A 20,007-nucleotide genomic window follows, 5' to 3' on the forward strand; every position below is an offset into this window, starting at 1 on the left:
ATCAGAAGATGCCGGAGCGGCCGACGGCGAGCTGGCCCTCCGGCAGGCGCACGTTGAGCTGGTCGAGTTCCCCGGCCTTGAGGTTCGGCAGGTTCTCCGCCGCCGCGATGAAGCGGTCCTGCTCGGCCTTGTCGATGATGCCGTCGGTCAGGATCCGGAACTTGCGGATGTAGTCCGCGCGGCCGAAGGGCTTCGCGCCCAGTGGGTGGGCGTTGGCCACCGCCAGCTCGTCCACCAGCACGGTGCCGTCCTTGAGGGTGATTTCCACCCGTCCGCCGAAGGCAAGCTCGTTCGGGTCGCGCGAGTGGTAGCGGCGCGTCCACTCCGGATCCTCCCGCGTCTCCATGCTGTGCCAGAGACGGACGGTCTCGGGGCGGGCGGCGCGCTCGGGGGCGTAGCTGTCCACGTGGTGCCAGCGGCCGTCCTCGAGGGCGACGGTGAAGATGTACATGATCGAATGATCAAGCGTCTCACGGCTGGCCTTCGGGTCCATCTTCTGCGGGTCGTTGGCGCCGGTGCCGATCACGTAGTGAGTGTGATGAGAGGTGTGGAGGAGGATCTTCTCGACCTGGGAGAGGTCCTTGATCCGCTCCCTCATGCGGAAGGCGAGGTCGATCAGAGCCTGGGACTGGTACTCCGCCGAGTGCTCCTTCGTGTAGCTGTCGAGAATGGCGCGCTTCGCTTCGCCGGGCCCGGGCAGCGGCACCTGATAGTAGACGGGCTCATACACGTCGCCCTGGTAGCGATGGGTACGGCCGGAGAGCACCCAGGCGATGACAGAGTCCTCACCCTCGTAGATCGGGCTCGGCGCGCCCTCCCCTCGCATGGCGCGGTCCACCGCTTCGACGGCCAGCTTGCCGGCATGAGCAGGGGCAAAGGCCTTCCAGGAGGAGATCTCGCCCTTGCGGCTCTGCCGGAAGGTCACGGAGACATGGAGCGCCTGCTGCACCGCCTGGAAGATCGTCGCCTGGTCCAGCCCGAGCAGCGTGCCGAGGCCGGCGGCCTGGGCGGGGCAGAGGTGGGCAATATGATCCACCTTATGCTCGTGCAGGCAGATGGCGCGCACGAGGTCGATATGGATCTCGTAGCCGGTGGCGAGGCCGCGCAGCAGCTCGGCGCCCGACTTGCCCATGGTCTGCGCGACGGCGAGGATCGGCGGAATGTTGTCGCCGGGGTGGGAGTAGTCGGCGGCAAGGAAGGTGTCGTGCATGTCGAGCTCGCGCACCGCCGTGCCGTTCGCCCAGGCCGCCCATTCCGGCGAGACGCGCTGGGAGGGATCCAGCCCGAACACGGTCGCGCCGCCCGTCCGCGGATGGCCGAGCGCCATCTGGCGGGCGGAGGTGGGCGCGGAGCGGTTGATGGCGGCGATGGCGACGGAGGCGTTGTCGATCACCCGGTTGATGATCATCGCGGCCGTGTCCTCGGGCACGGCCACGGGGTCGGCGGCAACGGTCGCGATCTTCCACGCGAGCTGGTCCTCGCGCTTCAACAGCGCCTTGGACGGATAGACCTTCACGGCATGGGACTGCATTGGCGTCTCCCTTGGAATCCTACGTCCGCGGTTCTGCACCCGGCGCGCTTGATCGTCCAATCCGATTGACGGGGCTGCGCGATAGGCTTCTCGTATGAGCGATGGATTTCCGCCTCGTCCGCCGGCTTGGCCATTTCCTCGCGGTCGCGGAGGAGGGGCATTTCGGCCGCGCCGCCGCGCGCCTCGGCCTCTCGCAGCCGCCGCTCACCGCACAGATCCAGGCCCTGGAGAAGGAACTTGGCGTGCGGCTGCTGGAGCGCGGCGGCCGCGGTACGCGCCCGACGCGGGCGGGCGAGGCGCTGCTGCCGCTCGCGCGGCGCCTGGCCGAGGATGCGGGCGCGCTGGAGGCGCTGGCGCGCGAGCTGCGCGCGGGGCGCCACGCGCCGGCCGCCATCGCCTGCGTCACCTCCGCGCTGCTGGAGGAATTGCCGCCTCTCGTGCGCGCCCTCTCCGCCGCGCGGCCGGAGGCGGCGGTCTCCGTGCGAGAGATGGACACGGCGGACGCAATGGAGGCGCTGCGGCGTGGCGAGGTGGACATCGCCCTGCTACGCGACGACCGCGCGCGGCCACCGATCCGCATCCGCCCGCTTGGCGATGACCACCTTCTCGTCGCGCTGCCCGAGGGACACGCGCTGCTCGCAGCGCCCAATCCCCTCCCCCTCGCGCTGCTCGCGGACGAGGCGATGCTGATGCTGCCGCGCTCGATCTCACCGGCCTATGCGGATGCCATGGTCGCTGCTTGCCACGGCGCCGGATTCGCGCCGCGGACGGTGCGGGAGGTTGGGTCGGCCATGGCGCAGCTCGGCTTTGTCTCGGCGGGGCTGGGCGTCGCCCTCGTCTCCTCGGGCATGGCGCGGCTGCGGCCGCCCGGCGTGGCGTTCCGTGCGCTCGCCGGCCCTATCCGCGCGGTGGGCGTGGCACTCGCCTGGAATGCCGAGCGGGAAGGCGAGGTGACCTCCCTCGCGCTGTCGCTGGTGGAGGAGCTTTTCCCCGCGGCGCCCGGGATACACGGGGCGGGCGATCTGCCCTAACCTCCGGCCCACCGCAGCAGAGCCGGGACCAGAGCATGAGCCAGACCTTCGACCGCGTGATCCTTGGCGACCTCGTCCTGCCGGACAGGATCCTTCGGGACGGCTACGTGGCCGTACGGGGCGAGACGGTTGCGGCGATCGGCGAGGGCGAGCCGCCGGCGGCGACGGCGACCGAGGACCACCGCGGCCGGCTGGTCTTCCCCGGTCTGGTGGACGGGCACATGCACACCGCAAGCTCCATCGGCTGGCCGGGCATCGAGGGTGCGACGATGTCGGCCGCGGCCGGCGGGGTCACCACCTGCGTCGACATGCCCTACGACATTCCCCTGCCCGTAACGGACGCCGCGATCCTGCGCGACAAGGTGGAGTGGCTGCACCGTCTCGCCCATGTGGACGTTGCCCTCTACGGCACCATCAGGAAGTCGGGCGGTGTCGAAGCCATCGCGGGGCTCGCCGAGGCTGGGGCCTGCTCCTTCAAGTTCTCCACCTATGAGTATGACGCGGTGCGCTTCCCGCGGATCGATCCTGGCCTGATGCGCGAGGCCTTCGCCGAGATCGCAAAGACGAACCTCATGGTCGCCGTGCACAACGAGGACCAGGAATTGGTGATGAAGCTGACCGCCGAGGCGAAGGCCGCCGGGCGGACAGATCCTATCATGCACTGCCGCACCCGCCCGCCGCTGGCCGAGAACCTCGCGAACCTTGCCATCTTCGAGATCGGGCTGGAGACGGGCGCGCATGTCCATATCGCGCACTCCTCCCTCGCACGCGGCTTCACGATCGCCGAGGATTTCCGCGGCGCCGGCGCCCGCTCCTCTGGCGAGGCCTGCCTGCACTATCTCTGCATGACGGAGGAGGACATCGTCCGGCTTGAGGGGTTCGGGAAGTGCAACCCGCCCTTCCGCACCGCCGAGGAGGTGGAGCGCATGTGGGCCGCGCTGCTGGCCGGGAAGGTGGCCTATGTCTCCACCGACCACGCGCCCTGGCAGCGCGAACGCAAGGTCTACCAGGGCGACATCTTCGCCCTCGGCGCCGGGCTGACAGGCATGCAGAGCTTTGCGCCCATCATGTTCACCCTTCTGGAGGAGCGTGGGCTGCCGCTCACCCTCATGGCCCGCTACTGCGCCGCGGAGCCCGCCCGCTACCACGGCCTCGCGCCGAAGAAGGGAAGCATCGCAGTGGGCGGCGATGCCGATCTCTGCGTCATTGAGCGGGGCGACTTCGTCTTCGACCAGGCGGCGATCCTCGACCGGCCAGAGTTCCAGCACTCCGCCTATCATGGCCGCGCCCTTCGCGGGCGCGTCGCGGCCACCTACCTGCGCGGGCGCTGCGTGTGGGACGGGGCGCAGGTGCTGGCCAAGCCCGGCGACGGGCGCTTCGTGCCGCGCCAGAACGCGCTTCCCGTGGCCTTGCCCGCGGCCGTGTGACGGAGGCGAGGGAGAGGACGCGATGAAGCAGCCGCTGCTTTACGCAGTGCTCGCCGCGCTGCTCGGCTTCGGCGGCTGGGTGTGGCTGACGGGGCCTGGCACTTCCGTGCCGAACGCCTTCATCGCCCTTCTCTGTGCGGTGCTCTGCGGCCGCGCGGGCTGGTGGCTCGCGGTCCGCCTCATACCCGAGGAGCGCGCGGAGGAGCCGAAGCGGGTGGAAGCCGCGCTCCCTCCTCCCGCCCGGCGCGCGCCGCCGCCGCCGGACCGCGCGCCCTGGCGCCGCCCCGACGGGACGACGTGAACGGAGGTAGAGGCCACGCCCCTGCGCCGCTTCCACGAGCTGCCTGACCTCGGCGCCTTCCGGGCTGTTCCTTCACGCACACATATATAGTGTGCGCGCACCACCACGGAGAGCGCCTCGCATGTCCCGCCGCCTGACCGTCGCCGCCGCCCAGCTCGGCCCCATCCAGAAGGCCGAGGGCCGCGAGGTCGCGGTCGGCCGCATGGTGCGCCTGATGGAGGCCGCGCATCGCCGGGGCGTGGAGGTGGTGGTCTTCCCCGAGTTGGCGCTGACCACCTTCTTTCCACGCTGGTACGAGGAGGACCGCGCGGCGGCGGACCACTGGTTCGAGACCTCGCTGCCCTCCAACGCTACCGCGCCGCTCTTCGAGGCCGCGCGGAAATACGGTATCGGCTTCCATCTCGGCTATGCGGAGAAGACGCCCGACGGCCGGCACTTCAACACCGCTGCCTATGTGCATCCGAGCGGCGAGATCGTCCTCAAGTACCGCAAGGTCCACCTGCCCGGTCACGCGGAGCACGACCCGATCCGCACGGTGCAGCACCTGGAGAAGCGCTACTTTGAGGTGGGCGACCTCGGCTTCCCGGTGGTGCGCGCGCCCGTCGGCGGCGCGGGGCCGGTGAATATCGGCATGCTCATCTGCAATGACCGCCGCTGGCCGGAGGCCTGGCGCGTGCTCGGGCTGCAGTCGGTCGAGCTCGTCATGCTCGGCTACAACACGCCGAGCCTGAACATGGATAACCGCGGCTTCGAGGCGCACCACCTGCGCGTCCTCCATTCCCATCTCTCGATCCAGGCGGGGTGCTACCAGAACGCCACCTTCGGCATCGCCACCGCGAAGGCCGGAGTGGAGGACGGGCACGAGCTGTTCGGCCACTCTATCATCGTCAACCCGCAGGGCGAGATCATGGCCCAGGCGACCTCCTGGGATGACGAGCTGATCACGGCGGACCTCGATCTCGACATGTGCCGCCTGGGGAGGGAGACGATCTTCAACTTCGCCGCCCACCGCCGCGTGGAGGCTTATGACCGCATCACCGCGCAAACGGGCGCGGAAGCGCCGCCAGCGTGGCAGCCAACGCGCGGCTGACAACCGGGAGTGACAACCACGATGCCCCGGGGCGCGTTGAGGCCCCGGAGGTATCCCGCCATGCGCCGTCTCGTCCTTTCCCTGGTTCTCGCCGCGGCGCCTCTCGCGCTTGCCCATACACAGAGCCCCGCGCAGCTGGAGGCGCAGCGTCAGGTAGCGCGTGACCAAGCGGAGGACCGCGTGGACGACGCCGCTCGCGAGCTGGCGACGGGCGGGCGGATCGGCGGGCCGCCACTCGTCGAGGATCTGAACCGGGACCGGCCGACCCTCACGCCCGAGCGTCTCTCTACACCCGGCGTGACCTCTCGGACGGTGCCGGAATCCAACATTCCCCTGCTGAGCGACAACCCTCAGCGCTGAGCCCAACACGGCAACGACGGCCGACGGGCGGCGTTCTCTCCATGAAGAATAGTTCACGGGGAGCACGAGATGCGCCGCCAGTTCCTTCTTTCCGCCACACTCGGCCTGCTTGCCCCCTTGGCGGCGACCGGCGCCCGAGCCCAGGACATCAACCAGCTGCTCGAGGGCGCGGTGCGCCAATTCGGCGGCGGCAACTCAGAGGACGCCCGCCGCCGCGCCGAGGAAGATGAGCGCCGGCGTCGCGACGAGATCCGGCGCGACGAGATCCGCCGTGAGCGCGACTACGATCGCCGCAGCGACCGCGGCTACGACGACGAGCGCCGCAACGACCGCGATCGTCGCGACAGCCGCGGCTATTCCGACGACCGCGGGCGATCAGACCGCGACCGCCAGCTGGCCGAGCAGCAGCGCCGGCTCGATGAGGAGCAGCGCCGACTGACCGATGAACGGCGGCGCCTGGACGACGAGCGCCGCCGGCGCTGAGGCGGATCCGCAAGCAACCGCTGCGGGGTGGGGACGTTGGGGCTGCAGGAGAAACCTGCCATGCGCCCTCGTGACGTCGCCCTGATCGCCACCCTGGGCGTGTCGCTGCTCTCCGCCGCGCCCGCGAGTGCCGGGGATGCGCTGTTCGGTGACATTCTCGCCCTGCCTGACTTGCCGGCGCTTACCGTCGGCTCCGAGGCTCAGTATCGGGAGCGCGAAGCACGGAAGCTTCGCCGCAGCTACTGGGAGCGCGAACGACGCCTTGTGGCGGCTGAGACGGCAGCTCAGGGGCGCGACGCCGGGACTGCGGTCACAACGATCCGCTGAGGCGGGGACCGGCAGCCTTCAGGCAATCGCGAGAAGTGCCTGGGCTGCTGCTGCTGCGCAGGGCTCGATCACCGGCACGCCGAGCGCCGACTGGAGGAACGCGTGATGGCCTGCCATCCCCGTGCAGCCCAGGACCACAGCCCCGGCGCCGGCGGCCACGAGTTGGCGACCGGCCGCCAGAAGCGCCGCGCGCGGCCCTTCCTCATCCATCAGGTCGGTCAGGGTGAGGTTCAGCGCTACGCTACCGACGAGTTGCTTATCGACCCCAAGCGAGAGCAGCACCCGGCGCTGCCGCTCCTTGCTCGCCTCCACGAAGGCGATAACGCCGAAGCGGTCGGCGCGCGCGAGGGCGCCCAGCGTGGCGGCGCGGAAGCAGCCGATGACCGGGCGATCCGTCACCTCCTTCACCGCCTCGATACCGGGATCGGAGACGCAGGCGACCACGTAGGCATCCGCCGCCTCCCGCTGCACCGCGGAAACCAGCGGCAGGGTGGCCGAGTACCAATCCCGCCAGCTTGCGATCATCGGGGGGCCATCCGGCAGGCCTATCGTGTCGAAGCGGGCGTGGCTTGGCCGCGCATAAGGCGCGACGGCGGCCGCGATCCCGGCCGTGCAGGCCGCGTCCTGATTCGGGTTCACAACGAGGATGCGCCGTTCCATGCCAGGGATGGTGACGGCGGCGGCGCAGGGGGGCAAGCCCGCGCCAGCCTTGCCGCGCGCCCCTTGGGCGCCCATATTGCAATGCAACAAGACAGGGCGGGATTGCGTTCACCCCACCTGTGCGGAGGATCCATGCCATGCCCGTCCAGCCCGGCGTACCGCAGAACGTGGCCGCCTGGCGGCCCGAGTCGGCCCTGCGCGCCGAGGGTGTCTCCCCGCCCTCCTTCTGGACCGGGCTTCGCCGCGGCCTCGTCGGGCGCTGCCCCGTCTGCGGCCAGGGCCGGATCTTCCAGGGCTATCTGACCGTCGTTCCGGAATGCGCGGTCTGCCATGCGCCGCTCGGCGTGCTGCGGGCCGACGATGCACCGCCCTATATCGTCATCTTCCTGGCCGGCCACATCCTGCTGCCGCCGATCTTCTGGATTGAGCGGGCCTATGAACCGCCGATGTGGCTGCACATGGTGGTCTGGCTGCCCCTCTTTGCGATCATCTGTACCCTGCTCCTGCGCCCGGTGAAGGGGGCGGTGGTCGCCTGGATGCTGCGACTGGGCTTCGCCGATGGTGAGCCGCCGCGCGACGGGCCGAACCCTCCCGGAGCCCTGCGCGATGGCTGAACTGGCTCTGGCGGAGCGGGAGGTCGTGTCGCGGGACATCATCCGGATCGAGCTCCCGGATCACGCGCCGCTCCCCTCCCCCTTCGCGGAGGCGGACCGGCAGCAGGCCGTGGCTGACCTGCTGGAGGGCAACCGCTTCTCGCCGGAGGGCCTTCCGCCCGGTCCTTATGTGCTGCACCTCGCTTTGCGTGACGGGCGGCTTCTGCTCGACATTCGCGACGAGGGTGACGCACCGCTGCACGCCTACATGCTCGCCCTCGGCCCCTTCCGTCGCCTGATCAAGGACTACCAGATGGTCATCGAGGGCCACGAGCAGGCGGTGACCGAGGGCGCGGCCGAGGCCCGCATCCAGGCGATCGACATGGGGCGCCGTGGCCTGCACAACGAGGCGGCGGAGCTGCTGCGGGAGCGGCTGGATGGCCGGGTCGTGCTCGACTTCGAGACGGCGCGGCGCCTCTTCACCCTTGTCTGTGCCATGCACCAGCGGATCTGAGCCCTTGAACATCGACGGCACGCCCCATCGCAGCGTCTGGCTGGAGGAGGACGGCCATTCCATCGGCATCCTCGACCAGACACGGCTTCCCTGGACCGTGGAGAAGCTCCGCCTCTCGGATGAGGAGGCGGTGGCGACGGCCATCCGCACCATGCAGGTGCGCGGCGCGCCGCTTATCGGGGCGGTCGGTGCCTATGGGCTGGCCATGGCACTGCGGCGGGATCCCTCCATTGAGAATCTTGAGCGCATGGCGGCTATGCTGAACGAAACGCGACCCACGGCGGTTAACCTGAAGTGGGCGCTCGATGGCATCTGCGCGGCCGTCCGCAATCACCCGCCCGAGCGCCGGGCGGACGCCGCCTATGCCGAGGCTGCCGCCATCTGCGACGATGACGTGGAGACAAACCGCCGCATCGGTGTGCACGGCTTGCCGCTGTTGCAGGAGATCGCCGCCCGCAAGCCCGTGGGCGAGCCGGTGCGGGTACTAACGCACTGCAATGCCGGCTGGATCGCGACAGTGGATTTCGGCACCGCGCTATCGCCCATCTACCAGGCGCACGACCTCGGCATGGACGTGCACGTCTGGGTAGACGAGACGCGGCCGCGCAACCAGGGCGCCGCGCTGACCGCCTGGGAGCTGGGCGCGCACGGGGTTCCGCACACGTTGGTGGCCGACAATGCGGGCGGCCACCTCATGCAACGCGGACTAGTCGATATCGTGCTGGTCGGCACCGATCGCGTGACCCGTCAGGGGGACGTGGCGAACAAGATCGGCACCTATCTCAAGGCCCTGGCCGCACGGGACAACAGCGTGCCCTTCTGGGTCGCCCTGCCGCATTCCACGCTGGACATGAAGGTACGCGACGGGCTGGCCGAGATCCCGATTGAGGAGCGTTCGGGCAGCGAGGTGACGGACGCGACGGGCCGCCTGCCCGACGGCACGGTCGCGACCGTAAGGGTGGCCGCCGAGGGAACCCCGGCCGCGAACCCGGCTTTCGACGTGACGCCCGCCCGCCTGGTGACCGGGCTGATCACCGAGCGCGGGCGCTGCGAGGCGAGCGAGGCGGGCCTTTCGGCCCTCTACCCCGAGAAGGCCGCTTAGGCGGAAAGGGCGCGGCCCGGCGTGTGGCGGGCCGCGACGAAGGCGCGGCGCTCCAGCATGGCGAGGCCGCCGACGATCGTGAGCCCACCCAGGGCGGCGCCGGGCGCCGTCAGGTCGGCCATCGCGCCGGCCGTGCCGCCGAGCACGGAGATAACAGTGGAAAGGATCACGACGAGGCCAGTGGCCACGAGGGAGAGGGCGATGCGGTCCATGGCAACCTCCATCCCGGCGATGCGCCGGATGACCAGCAGATAGAACGGCCGTCACGCGGCGATCGCGCGACCGGATGATGGCAGGAATGGGGCACGTGCAGGGCGAAGCCTTCCCCCCTCTCCACGGCCCGGAGCTTGCGTGCGAGGCTTCCGACGCCTCATTTCCGGAGACACCGATGCGACGCCTCCTGCTCGCTGCCGTTCTGGCCGCCCTGCCTGTCCTTCCGTCCCTCGCCCAGACAGGAGCCCAGGGGGGGCCGCCGCTGCGGACTGCCGTGGACGGCACCTTCGCGCCCCACGCCTTCCCTCGGCTGGAAGGCGGCGTTCAGGGCTTCAACGTGGACCTGTTCCGCGAGGTCGCGCGGCGCATGGGGCGGGAGATCACGGTCGATAGCGCCTCTTTCTCCGGCCTTGTCCCCGCGCTGAACGCCGGGCGTTACGACTTCCTTGCGGCACCGGTGACGGTGACGAAGGAGCGGGCGGAGGGGATGCTCTTTACCGAAGGCTATCTTTTCACCGAGTTCCAGCTTGGCATCCGGCGCGGCAGCACGCCGATCCGCAGCCTGGAAGACCTGCGCGGCAAGGCACTCGCCGTGAACAAGGGCAGCGCTTATGACGCCTGGGCCCAGGCGAATGCGGAGCGGCTCGGCTTCACCATCCAGGCCTATGACACCAACCCCGACGCGGTGCAGGCCGTGGTCTCCGGCCGCGCCTATGCCGTGTTAGCGGGCAATACGGTGGTGAAGTATGCGGCGAGCCAGCAGCGCAACCTGGTGCCCGATTTCGTGCTGAGGGAGACGCGCGCGCATTGGGCAGCGCCCTTTCGCCGTGACAACACGGCGCTGCGCGACGCCGTCGAGAACGTGCTCGAGTGCATGAAGCGCGACGGCTCACTCGCCGCCCTTTCCGAGAAGTGGTTCGGAGCCAAGCCCGCAGCCGACGACGCGGAGAACACCGTCTTCCCAGGCTACGGCGTGCCCGACCTGCCCGGCTACGACCCGACGCCGCACGAACCGCGCTGTAACTGAGCCGTGGGAGGGTTGGACGGCTTCGCCTTCACCTTTCTCAACGCGAGGGTGATGGCGGAGTGGCTGCCGAAGATCGCGGCCGGCTTCGTGCTGACGGTGGCGCTCGCTGCGCTCATCGTCGCGTCGGGGCTCGCCCTCGGCCTCGCGCTGGCGGTGCTGCGAGCCTTCGGGGTGAAGCTGGTGAACCTGGGCATCATCTTCCTAGTGGACCTGTTCCGCGCTCTGCCGCCGCTGGTGATCATCGTGCTGCTCTATTTCGGGCTGCCGGGGATGGGGCTCTCGCTCTCGGGCTTCTGGTCCACCTGGTTGTCGCTCACCCTCGTGCTCGCGGCCTTCTCGGAAGAGATCTTCTGGGCGGGCATCACGGCCACGGGGCGCGGGCAGTGGGATGCAGGGCGCGCGCTGGGACTTCGCTTCCTGACCATCCTCTTCCGCATCATCCTGCCCCAGGCCGTGCGGATGGTGGTGCCGCCGCTCACCAACCGCACCATTGCGATCACGAAGGGCACGGCGCTGGCCTCCGTAGTAGGCGTCGCGGAGATCCTGGGCTCGGCACAATCGGCCATGGCCTTCTCGGGCAACCCCTCGCCACTCACGCTCGGCGCCATCGCCTATGCGCTGCTCTTCATGCCCGTGGTCGGCATCGGGCGGTGGATCGAGCGGCGCGCCGCCATTCCGGGTCGATAGGCACGTGCTGGAAGATTTCGTCGACAACTTCCTGAACCTCGAGATCGTGCTGCGCGCCTGGCCGATCCTTGCGCGCGGTCTGGGGCAGACGCTGCTGCTCTCGGCTGTGGTGGTGCCGCTCGGGCTGCTCGGCGGCATGGCCATCGCGCTGCTTTCGCGCTCTCGCAGCCCCTGGGTGCGGCTGCCGCTTGCGGTCTGGACGGATACCTTCCGCTCCCTCCCGCCGCTCGTGCTGCTCATCTTTCTCTATGCAGGGCTGCCCTTCATGGGGATCGACCTCGGGCCTTGGGGAGCGGTGGCGCTCGCCTTCTTCCTCAACACCGGCGCCTATTACGGGGAGGTGCTGCGCGCGGGGCTGGACAGCGTGCCACCGGGGCAAATGGAGGCGGCGCGCGCGCTCGGGCTTCGGCCCTGGCAGGCGCTCTGGCTCGTCGTGATCCCGCAGGCGGTGCGGAACGTGCTCCCGGACCTCGTCTCGAACACGCTGGAGGTGGTGAAGCTGACCTCTCTCGCCTCCGTCGTCGCAATGCCGGAGTTGCTGTTCCAGGCACGGCAGGCGCAGAGCGTGACCTACAACGCCTCACCAATCGTGGCGGCGGCTCTGGCCTATTTCGTCATTCTCTGGCCGGTGGTGCGGCTGCTCTCACGGCTGGAGAACAAGGCCATCGCCGGGCGGTAGCGCGCCGAGCAGGCGCGGCACCAGCTCCTCCATCCGCTCGAAGGTGACGGTGGGGCGGCGGGTGGCCAGCAGGGCGGCGGTCGCGTAGCCCCAGGTCACCGCGCCCGTGTCTATGCCGGCCGCGCGCGCTGCCTCGATGTCGCGGCCCTCGTCACCGATCGCGATGGCCTCCCCCGGTGGGACGCCCAGGCGGCGCAGCACGCGCCGGAAGCGGCGCGCCTTGCCGAAGAGCGAGGCGCCGCACTCGAAGGCCGCGATATCAGTCGAAAGCTCGGGACCGAGAATGCGGCGCACCGTGGGCTCGGCGTTCGAGCTGACGATGGCGAGCGTGGCACCGGCCGCCAGCAGGCCGCGAAGCGTCTCCTCCGTACCTGGGAAGAGGGAGATGCGATCCGCCTCCGCCGCCATGCGCTCGCGCATGTGGCGCGCGATGGACGGCAGCTTCCAGAAAGGCACGCCGAGATAGCGGATGATCGCGCGGTTGTCCCAGCCGCGCAGCATCGAGGCCTCGTCCGCGGTGATGCGGCGGAAGTTGTAGAGACCGGCCGCTTCGGTCAAGGCATGGAGGACCCATCCTGCGCTGTCGGCCAGGGTGCCGTCGAAGTCAAAAATGACGAGGCGGTAGGGCCGCGGGCGGCTTGGCGGGGCGGGCACGCCTCCTACTTGGCCGCGCCGCACGTGTCGTCAATCGGGCGCTCCGCAAGGCGACGCGGACAGCGGCGGAGCCCGCCCCGGAACCGCGGCGTCCACGCAGCGTTCCACTGCATCAGCTGGGATCCCCGCATGGCCGAGTTCGCCCCGATCACCGCGCCGCGCGAGCGCCTGCTGGAAGCCCATCGCCGGCTCTGCGAGCATTTCAACTGCCCAATCGGGTATTTTCACGCCCACGGGCCGATGGAGGAGCTGGTCTCCTCCCTTCTCTCCCACCGCACGCGCAACGCCGACAGTGCCCGCGCCTTCCGCAACCTTAAGGAGCGCTTTCCGGACTGGGAGGCGGTGCGGGACGCACCGGTGGCCGAGGTGCAGGAGGCGCTGCGCCCCTGCACTTGGCCGGAGGCGAAGGCCCCTGCCCTGCAACGCATCCTTGCCCTTATTACCGGCCGGCGCGGCTCGCTTAACCTCGACCACCTGGCGGATATGCCGGTGACGGAGGCGCGGGCCTGGCTGGAATCCCTCCCCGGCGTCGGACCAAAGACAAGCGCGGCGGTGCTCTCCTTCTCCGCGCTGCGCGCGCGTGCGCTGCCCGTGGACAGCCACCATCACCGAGTGGCGCAACGCCTAGGGATTATCCCGGAGACGCTGTCGGTCGGGCCCTCCCACCGTGTGCTGGAAGCGATGTTGCCGGAGGAGTGGGATTCGCAGGCGGTCTACGATCACCATGAGGTGCTGATGCTGCACGGGCAGCGCACCTGCCACTTTCGTGCGCCGGCCTGCACCCGCTGCGTGCTGCTCGACCTCTGCCCCACTGGACAGGCGCGGACGCGTCCGGCGCGCACCGGCGCGGCGGAGCACGCGGCCCTGGCGGAGGGCGGCGGCCGGGTGGCGTGACCGGCCGAGCAGTCCCCCCTTTCGCGCACACCCAGCATCGTGAAGTGACAGGCGCCGCCGCGCCCGATACCTCCGCGCGCTTCCCTGCGGCCGTCAGCCCCGGCCCGCCCCATGTCCATGCCCCACCCCGCGCCGCTTCCGCGGCCCGAGGGAGGCCCGGAGAGTGATGAAGCCAGCGACAGACCCCTTCGCCGACCTGCAGCCCGAGGCCGCGACCGACCTGTCCGCCGAGGAAGCCCTGGGTGACCTCGGCTGGCAGGTGCTGCGCCACAGGCCCGGCCCGACGAAGGGAGCCGTTGAAAGGGAGGAGCCGCGCTTCACGGCCCTGCACCCGGATTTTGGCGTCGCCCTGCTCGACCTCGCGCCCGAGACCACGCCCGGGGCGGTTGCCTCCTTTCTCAAGCGGCTGGAGGAGGCCGGTGGGCCGACCGACCTGCCGGTGATCTACCACTCCCTTACTGGCGAGGACCTCTGGCGGCTGACCAGCGTCCTTGATCCTCAGTTCGCGGCCCTGCCGCCCATCCCGACGCAGATCAGGGAATGGCCCGCGGGCCTGCGACGCGTGATCGAGGCCAGCGAGGCCCCGGCGGCTGCCCCGGCCGAACCTGCCGCGTCCTTGCCGTCACCGGCGCCGGTGCTGCCAGCAGCGTCGTCCCTTGAGCCGCCATTGGCGGATGTCCCGGTCGTGGAGGCGCCGGCAGAGCCGCCGGTTACGGCGAGGGAGTTGCCGCCCTTACCGCGGTCTGCGCCACCGCCCCAGGTGGCGCCGGCGCTCTGGCGGGAGAGGCCGCCGCTTCCGGCGGCGGTGCCGCCCGACCTTGATGGCCCGGCGCGCCGCCCGCCCGCCGAGACTCCCGCGGCGGCCCCCGCCGCGGAGGCGGGTGCGATCCGCCATGCCCGGGTGACGGCGATGCCGCAGGAGGCGCCTCGCGCCGGTCAGCAGTCGCCGACGACGATGGCCGAGCTTGCCCTGCCCCGCCGCGCGCCGGTCGTGCCCCCTCGCCCGCCGCTACCCACCTCGCGGGCCGGGCGACGGTCCCGTAGGCGCCTCCTTCTCTACACAGCCCTGGCTGCCCTGCTGGTTGCCGGAGGGGTCGCCACCGCGCTGCTCGGCGGCCGCCCTGCGGAAACGGGGGCGGGCGCAACGGCGGAGGCGGTGCAGGAGGCTACCATCCTGCCCGTGCCGCCGCAGGCGAGCCCCGCGCCGGTTCCGCCCTCTCCTGCCGCGCCCGCCGCCAGGCCGGAGGCCGAGGCCGGGTTGCCGCCACCACCACCCGCGCCGCCGCCCGCATCGCCCCCTTCGTCGCCGCGGCAGGCCACGTCGCGCTTCCCCGGCTATCGCGGCGAGCCGCTTGTGCCGACGCCCGGGCCGCAGGCCGAGGTGCCCCGCGCGCCCGCGCCTCTCGGCCGGCGGATCGTGGTGCACTACCCGCCCGGGCTCTGGGACGGGGTGGAGATCCTGGTGGACCAGCTCAGCAGCTTCGGCGTGCCGGTGGAGCGGCGCGTCGTCGGCGCCACGCCATCCCGCCGGGTGATCCGCTACTTCAACCCCGTGGATCAGGACGATGCCGAGGCGCTTGCCCGCAGCCTCGGGCGGGACTGGATGGTGCAGGACTTCACGACCTTCACGCCCCGCCCGCGCCAGGGCACGCTGGAGGTCTGGGTGCCGGCCGGCGCGGGCTGAGCGCCCGGCTTGACCGAAGGCCCGCCGCGCCGCAAAGCCTGAACAAGCGCGGCCACAGCCTGACGATGGCCGGGCGGAAGAAGGAAACAGCCATGCGCCGAAACCGTCCCTTCCGGAGCGGCCTCGCGAGGCGTGCCCTGCTGGGGGCCGCCGGTGCCCTCGCCATGGCGCTCGCGCCCCTGCCATCGCTCGCCCAGGAGGGCTATCCGAACAAGCCGATCCGCGTGATTGTGCCCTTCGCGGCCGGCGGCACCACCGACCTCATCGCCCGCCTCGTGGGCGGCGAGATGTCGCGCCGCCTCGGCCAGCCGCTGGTGGTGGACAACCGGGCGGGCGCCGGGGGCAACATCGGCGCGGAGGCCTGCGCGCGGGCGCCGGCGGATGGCTACACGCTGTGCATGGGCACGATCAGCAGCCACGCGATCAATGCCTCGATCTATCCGCGCATTCCCTTCGACAACCTTCGGGATTTCGCACCGCTCGCGCTTCTGGGCAGCCAGCCAAACCTTCTCGTGGTTGCCAACAACATCCAGGCCCGGACGGTGCCGGAGCTGATTGCGCTGATGAAGGCGCGGCCGGGGGTGATCAACTACGGCTCCTCCGGGGTCGGCACCTCGATCCATCTGGCGGGGGAGCTGTTCACGCAGCTGACCGGCACGACGGCGGTGCACGTGCCCTATCGCAGCAGCGGGCAGATCATGACGGACATGCTCTCCGGCCAGCTGCCCATGGCCTTCGATAATTTCTCCTCCGCGTGGCCGCATGCGAAGGAGGGGCGTATCCGTGCCCTCGGCGTGGGCAGCCTGAACCGGGTGCCGCAGGCGCCCGACGTTCCGACCATTGCCGAGACCTTGCCGGGCTTTGAGAGCGTGTCCTGGCACGGCCTCTTCGCCCCTGCCGCGACGCCGCGCCCGATTGTTGATCGGCTGAACCGCGAGGCGCTGGCGGCGATCGGGACGCCCGAGATCCGCGCCCGCTACGAGGAATTGGGCATCACGGCCAACACCATGTCGCCCGACGCCTTCCGCGACTTCGTGGCGGAGCAGACCCGGCGCTGGGGCGAAGTCGCCCGACGCGCCAATATACAGGTTGAATAAGGCGGGATAGCGAGGGGGCCTGTGCCCCCTCCCCGCTTCAGGTCAGCGCTGGCGCCAGGGCAGGCCGTCGGCCTTCCAGCCGGCCGTGGTGCCGCGGTGGCCGTCGGCATTCACGGGTCCCTCGAAGCCATCGGCCACGTTATAGGCATTGGGGAAGCCGGCCGCCTGCACCGCCTGAGCGGCAGCGAGGGAGCGCGCCCCGGAACGGCAGAGGAAGTAGAGCTTGCTGAGCGGCGTCGCACCCGCGCGCCGGAGTTGCTCCACAAAGGCGCCGTTCACGCCCATGGAGGGGTAGACCTGCCAGGGGATGAGCACCGGCTGCTTGCCCGTGGCGGAAAGGTCGGGGATTCCGACGAAGTTCCACTCCGCATCGGTCCGCACATCCACCAGCAACGCGTCGGGATCGGTGCGAAGGGCCTCGTAGCTGTCGCTGGGGGTGATGTCCTCGACCGGCATGGCGCGCTCCTTCGGTGCGGATTTATGGCTCCCGCGCAAGATTGGTCGAGCGCCCCGCCGCCACCAGGGGGTGTAGCGCCCGCACATGCACCCATCCTGGGCGGAGAGCTTTCCACTACCCTGTCTGGCGCGCCCCTTGCTAGGAGGGTCGGGCTATTTCGGCGCCCCGCGCGCCGGGACGCGGCGGTCCAGCGGGGCCCGTGGACCGGAAGGGATTGCCAAGCAGGCTGGCCGTGGTTGGTCGGGCCGGGGAAAGTGATCGGGAGGCCAGTTCGGGTATGACCGGGTTCGAGAGGCCCTTCGTGGAGATCGACGACGTCTCCATGCGGTATGGCGGCACGGAGGGGACGCTCGCGCTGCGCAACACCTCCATGCGGATCGCCAAGGGGGAGTTCGTTGCGGTGGTCGGGCCTTCGGGCTGCGGCAAGTCCACCCTCATGCGGCTGGTGACGGGCCTCTGGCCCTGCTCGGCCGGCAGCGTGATCGTGGCGGGCAAGGAGGTGGACGGGCCCCTCTCCATCGCCGGCATGGCCTTCCAGGCCCCAACCATGCTGCCCTGGCGCACGATCCTTCAGAACGTGATGCTGCCGCTGGAAGTGGTGGAGCCGCACCGCCGGCGCCTGCGCGGCGAGCGCGCGATGTACGAGGACAAGGCGCGCAAGCTGCTCGAGCTGGTCGGACTCAAGGGCTTCGAGGAGAAGACACCGCACCAGCTCTCGGGCGGCATGCAGCAGCGGGCGAGCCTCTGCCGGGCGCTCATACACGATCCGCAGCTGCTGATGCTCGACGAGCCCTTCGGCGCGCTCGACGTCTTCACGCGCGAGGATCTCTGGGTGGAACTGGAGGGGGTCTGCGGGATCCTTAAGCCCACGGTCGTGCTGGTGACGCATGACCTAAAGGAGGCGGTGTTCCTCGCGGACCGCGTGATGATCATGTCCGCCCGGCCAGGCCGGATCATCGCGGAGCGGACGGTGCCCTTCCCGCGCCCCCGTTCACTTGAAATGACCTACACGCAGCCCTTCCAGGCACTCGTCCACGAGTTGCGCGAGCATATCAGCGCCGCCCGTCGCGGTGACGATGCTCCCGTCGCCACGGTGGCCCCGCAGGAGGCTCCCCATGCCGCTTGACGTCTCGCCCGCCACTGCCCCGGCCGCACCTACCGCGGCGCAGCGTCGCATCGAAGCCCTCTCGGCCGCCGCGCGCCGCCGCCGGCGGCTTCAGTCGGCGCTGCCCTGGATCATCATCGTCGGCACCTTCCTGCTGTGGGAGGTGATCTGCCGCGCCTTCGAGATCCCGCAGTTCATCCTTCCCGCGCCCTCCGCGATCATCGCGAGCATGGTGAAGTGGTGGCTGCCGCTGCTCGACAACTCCTGGCAGACGCTGATGACGACACTCATCGGCTTCGCGCTAGCCATCGTCTTCGGGTTGCTGCTGGGGGTGGCCATCGGCTCCTCCACGCTGCTCTACCACGGTCTCTACCCGCTGCTGATCGCCTTCAACTCGGTGCCGAAGGTGGCGGTGGTGCCGATCCTCGTGATCTGGTTCGGCATCGGCACGGTTCCGGCGGTGATCACGGCCTTCCTTATCTCCTTCTTCCCGATCGTCGTGAACGTGGCGACTGGCATCGCGACGGTGGAACCCGAGCTCCGCGACGTGCTGCGGGCCCTCGGCGCGCGGCCGTCGGACATCATCCGCAAGGTCGGTCTGCCGCGGGCGATGCCTTATTTTTTTGCCTCGCTGAAGATCGCGATCACCGTCGCCTTCGTCGGCTCGATCATCGCGGAGACGGTGGCTGCGAATAAGGGCATCGGGCACCTGATGATGCTCGCTTCTTCCCGCTTCGACGTGCCGCTGGTCTTCGCCGGCCTCATCATCACGGGCGTCATGGGCGTTATCATGTATGTCGTGGCCGTCGCCATCGAGAACCGCACCACCGGCTGGGCCATGCGCGGGCAGGACCAGGGCCAGGTGATGGTCGCCGGCGTCTGAGAAGGGAATAACCCCCGGGTTTTCGCTCGGGGGTGCCCGTGTTACGCCTAGCCCAATGGCGCGGCTCGGGCCGGCCGGGGGAGTGAACGGGCGGATGTTCATCGCGCTGGGCGGCATGTCGGTGCATGTGCAGGTGGCGGGGCCGCCCGGAGCGCCGCCGGTTCTCCTGCTGCACAGCCTCGGTACCTCGCTGCACGTATGGGACCCGCAGGCGGAGGTCTTGGCCCGCACGCACCGCGTGATCCGCTTCGACCTCCGCGGCCACGGGCTCACCTCGGCGGTGCCGGGCGAGGCGACCATGGCGGTGCTGGCTGAGGACGCCTTCGCGCTGCTCGACCATCTCGGCATCCGCGCCGCCCATCTCGGCGGCATCTCGATCGGCGGGCGCATCGCGATGGAAATGGCGGCGAGCCGGCCGGATCGGGTGCTCACCCTGTTTCTGCTCGACACCGCCATGGAGTTCCCGCCGCCGGAGGGCTGGCAGCAACGGATCGAGGCGATCGCCTCGGGCGGCATGGCGGCGGTGGCGGACGGCGTGATGGCGCGCTGGGTCGCGGACCAGGCGCTTCCCTCCTCCCGCGCCTTGCGGGCGATGCTGCTCGCGACCCCGGCGGAGGGTTATTCTGCCTGCGCGGCCGCGCTGCGCGACGCGCGGGCCGCGACGCTGGCGGGACGGATGCACGGCCCCGCGACCGTCGTGGTGGGGGAGCTGGACCAGGCCTCCCCGGTTTCCGCGGCCGAGGCGATCCGCGACGCGATCCCGGGCAGCCAGCTAATGGTTCTGCCGGGCGTGGCGCATATCCCGACCTTCGAGGCCGCTGAGGCGGTGACCAAGGCGCTGCTCGCGCATCTGTCCCCGGCGCCGGAAGAGGATGCTTTCGCGGCCGGCATGGCCGTTCGAAAGGCTGTTCTCGGAGAGGAGCACGTCGCCCGCGCCAGCGCCGGCATCACGGAGCTTGATAGGGCCTTCCAGGACTACATCACGCGCAATGTCTGGGGCGGGATCTGGACCCGGCCGGGCCTGCCGCGGCACACCCGCTCCCTTCTCACCCTCGCCATCACCGCTGCCCTCGCGCGGGAGGGGGAGTTCGCGCTGCACGTGCGCGCGACACGTAACACCGGCGTGCTGCCCGAGGAGATCGCGGAGGTGCTGCTGCAGGTCGGCGCCTATGCGGGCGTGCCCGTGGCCAACCACGCGCTGAAGGTTG

At 70.3% G+C, this 20,007-nt stretch carries 24 protein-coding genes; 19 read left to right on the forward strand and 5 right to left on the reverse strand.

Going from position 1 to position 20,007, the window contains the following annotated elements:
- Position 1: 1 nt before the first annotated feature.
- Complete coding sequence (locus D9599_RS21355) at positions 2–1,531, reverse strand: MmgE/PrpD family protein (protein ID WP_198383313.1); 1,530 nt, start codon at positions 1,529–1,531, stop codon at positions 2–4.
- Positions 1,532–1,632: 101 nt separating this feature from the next.
- On the opposite strand from D9599_RS21355, the gene D9599_RS21360 reads away from it, so the two are divergent.
- The 7 genes from D9599_RS21360 (at position 1,633) to D9599_RS21390 (ending at position 6,550) form a co-directional block, all read left to right on the forward strand.
- Positions 1,633–2,562, forward strand: coding sequence for a LysR substrate-binding domain-containing protein (locus tag D9599_RS21360; protein ID WP_198383314.1), 930 nt, complete (start codon positions 1,633–1,635; stop codon positions 2,560–2,562).
- Positions 2,563–2,597: 35 nt separating this feature from the next.
- A complete protein-coding gene (locus D9599_RS21365) occupies positions 2,598–3,989 on the forward strand; it encodes a dihydroorotase family protein (RefSeq protein WP_198383315.1) in 1,392 nt (463 codons plus the stop codon).
- Positions 3,990–4,011: 22 nt separating this feature from the next.
- On the forward strand, positions 4,012–4,290 hold the full coding sequence (locus tag D9599_RS21370; protein WP_198383316.1) for a hypothetical protein: 279 nt from the start codon (positions 4,012–4,014) through the stop codon (positions 4,288–4,290).
- A gap of 121 nt (positions 4,291–4,411) precedes the next feature.
- Positions 4,412–5,380 carry an N-carbamoyl-D-amino-acid hydrolase gene (locus D9599_RS21375; RefSeq protein WP_198383317.1) on the forward strand — a complete coding sequence of 323 codons (969 nt, stop codon included), beginning with the start codon at positions 4,412–4,414 and terminating at the stop codon, positions 5,378–5,380.
- Positions 5,381–5,440: 60 nt separating this feature from the next.
- The gene (locus D9599_RS21380) at positions 5,441–5,740 is read left to right on the forward strand and encodes a hypothetical protein (protein ID WP_198383318.1); all 300 of its coding nucleotides are present in this window, start codon (positions 5,441–5,443) and stop codon (positions 5,738–5,740) included.
- Positions 5,741–5,809: 69 nt separating this feature from the next.
- Positions 5,810–6,223, forward strand: coding sequence for a hypothetical protein (locus tag D9599_RS21385; protein WP_198383319.1), 414 nt, complete (start codon positions 5,810–5,812; stop codon positions 6,221–6,223).
- Positions 6,224–6,283: 60 nt separating this feature from the next.
- Entirely contained in the window at positions 6,284–6,550 is a 267-nt protein-coding gene (locus D9599_RS21390) for a hypothetical protein (RefSeq protein ID WP_198383320.1), read from the forward strand.
- A gap of 18 nt (positions 6,551–6,568) precedes the next feature.
- On the opposite strand, the gene D9599_RS21395 is transcribed toward D9599_RS21390, so the two are convergent.
- Complete coding sequence (locus tag D9599_RS21395) at positions 6,569–7,246, reverse strand: aspartate/glutamate racemase family protein (protein WP_232480753.1); 678 nt, start codon at positions 7,244–7,246, stop codon at positions 6,569–6,571.
- 101 nt (positions 7,247–7,347) lie between these two features.
- Here D9599_RS21395 and D9599_RS21400 point away from each other — a divergent pair, with 101 nt between their 5' ends.
- Genes D9599_RS21400 through mtnA form a run of 3 tightly spaced genes read left to right on the forward strand, consistent with a single transcriptional unit; the run spans position 7,348 to position 9,419 of the window.
- On the forward strand, positions 7,348–7,824 hold the full coding sequence (locus tag D9599_RS21400) for a DUF983 domain-containing protein (protein ID WP_198383321.1): 477 nt from the start codon (positions 7,348–7,350) through the stop codon (positions 7,822–7,824).
- Positions 7,817–8,317 carry a UPF0262 family protein gene (locus tag D9599_RS21405; protein ID WP_043829505.1) on the forward strand — a complete coding sequence of 167 codons (501 nt, stop codon included), beginning with the start codon at positions 7,817–7,819 and terminating at the stop codon, positions 8,315–8,317. The genes D9599_RS21400 and D9599_RS21405 overlap by 8 nt, the downstream gene beginning before the upstream one ends.
- A 4-nt stretch (positions 8,318–8,321) precedes the next feature.
- Positions 8,322–9,419 (forward strand): S-methyl-5-thioribose-1-phosphate isomerase, encoded by a 1,098-nt coding sequence (gene mtnA, locus D9599_RS21410; protein WP_232480754.1) that lies wholly within the window; start codon positions 8,322–8,324, stop codon positions 9,417–9,419.
- On the opposite strand, the gene D9599_RS21415 is transcribed toward mtnA, so the two are convergent.
- Positions 9,416–9,631, reverse strand: a complete 216-nt coding sequence (locus D9599_RS21415; protein WP_198383323.1) for a hypothetical protein — start codon at positions 9,629–9,631, stop codon at positions 9,416–9,418. The two genes, mtnA and D9599_RS21415, sit on opposite strands and share 4 nt — an antisense overlap.
- Positions 9,632–9,807: 176 nt before the next feature.
- Between D9599_RS21415 and D9599_RS21420 the strand changes: the two genes are divergently transcribed.
- From D9599_RS21420 to D9599_RS21430, 3 genes are read left to right on the forward strand one after another with little or no spacing between them, the layout of a single operon-like run.
- A complete protein-coding gene (locus tag D9599_RS21420) occupies positions 9,808–10,659 on the forward strand; it encodes a transporter substrate-binding domain-containing protein (RefSeq protein WP_198383324.1) in 852 nt (283 codons plus the stop codon).
- A 3-nt stretch (positions 10,660–10,662) separates the two neighbouring features.
- Positions 10,663–11,346: an amino acid ABC transporter permease gene (locus D9599_RS21425; protein ID WP_198383325.1), complete on the forward strand. Its 684-nt coding sequence runs from the start codon at positions 10,663–10,665 to the stop codon at positions 11,344–11,346.
- A gap of 4 nt (positions 11,347–11,350) precedes the next feature.
- Positions 11,351–12,025: an amino acid ABC transporter permease gene (locus D9599_RS21430; protein ID WP_309228677.1), complete on the forward strand. Its 675-nt coding sequence runs from the start codon at positions 11,351–11,353 to the stop codon at positions 12,023–12,025.
- On the opposite strand, the gene D9599_RS21435 is transcribed toward D9599_RS21430, so the two are convergent.
- The gene (locus D9599_RS21435; protein WP_198383326.1) at positions 11,990–12,679 is read right to left on the reverse strand and encodes an HAD hydrolase-like protein; all 690 of its coding nucleotides are present in this window, start codon (positions 12,677–12,679) and stop codon (positions 11,990–11,992) included. The two genes, D9599_RS21430 and D9599_RS21435, sit on opposite strands and share 36 nt — an antisense overlap.
- A gap of 129 nt (positions 12,680–12,808) precedes the next feature.
- On the opposite strand from D9599_RS21435, the gene nth reads away from it, so the two are divergent.
- The 3 genes from nth (at position 12,809) to D9599_RS21450 (ending at position 16,354) form a co-directional block, all read left to right on the forward strand.
- A complete protein-coding gene (gene nth / locus D9599_RS21440) occupies positions 12,809–13,573 on the forward strand; it encodes an endonuclease III (RefSeq protein ID WP_198383327.1) in 765 nt (254 codons plus the stop codon).
- Between the two features lie 166 nt (positions 13,574–13,739).
- The gene (locus D9599_RS21445) at positions 13,740–15,257 is read left to right on the forward strand and encodes a hypothetical protein (protein ID WP_198383328.1); all 1,518 of its coding nucleotides are present in this window, start codon (positions 13,740–13,742) and stop codon (positions 15,255–15,257) included.
- Positions 15,258–15,349: 92 nt separating this feature from the next.
- Positions 15,350–16,354 carry a tripartite tricarboxylate transporter substrate binding protein gene (locus D9599_RS21450; protein ID WP_198383329.1) on the forward strand — a complete coding sequence of 335 codons (1,005 nt, stop codon included), beginning with the start codon at positions 15,350–15,352 and terminating at the stop codon, positions 16,352–16,354.
- A 42-nt stretch (positions 16,355–16,396) separates the two neighbouring features.
- Here the strand turns inward: D9599_RS21450 and D9599_RS21455 are convergent, their stop codons facing one another.
- The gene (locus D9599_RS21455) at positions 16,397–16,810 is read right to left on the reverse strand and encodes a rhodanese-like domain-containing protein (protein ID WP_198383330.1); all 414 of its coding nucleotides are present in this window, start codon (positions 16,808–16,810) and stop codon (positions 16,397–16,399) included.
- Positions 16,811–17,088: 278 nt separating this feature from the next.
- Here D9599_RS21455 and D9599_RS21460 point away from each other — a divergent pair, with 278 nt between their 5' ends.
- From D9599_RS21460 to D9599_RS21470, 3 genes are all read left to right on the forward strand, one after another.
- Entirely contained in the window at positions 17,089–17,937 is an 849-nt protein-coding gene (locus D9599_RS21460; RefSeq protein ID WP_198383331.1) for an ABC transporter ATP-binding protein, read from the forward strand.
- Positions 17,927–18,799, forward strand: coding sequence for an ABC transporter permease (locus D9599_RS21465; RefSeq protein ID WP_198383332.1), 873 nt, complete (start codon positions 17,927–17,929; stop codon positions 18,797–18,799). The genes D9599_RS21460 and D9599_RS21465 overlap by 11 nt, the downstream gene beginning before the upstream one ends.
- A 94-nt stretch (positions 18,800–18,893) precedes the next feature.
- Positions 18,894–20,007, forward strand: a 1,114-nt coding sequence (locus D9599_RS21470; RefSeq protein WP_198383333.1) for an alpha/beta fold hydrolase, incomplete at its 3' end; no start/stop codon positions are given.

The sequence above is a fragment of the Roseomonas sp. KE2513 genome, assembly GCF_016107305.1.
GTDB lineage: Bacteria > Pseudomonadota > Alphaproteobacteria > Acetobacterales > Acetobacteraceae > Roseomonas.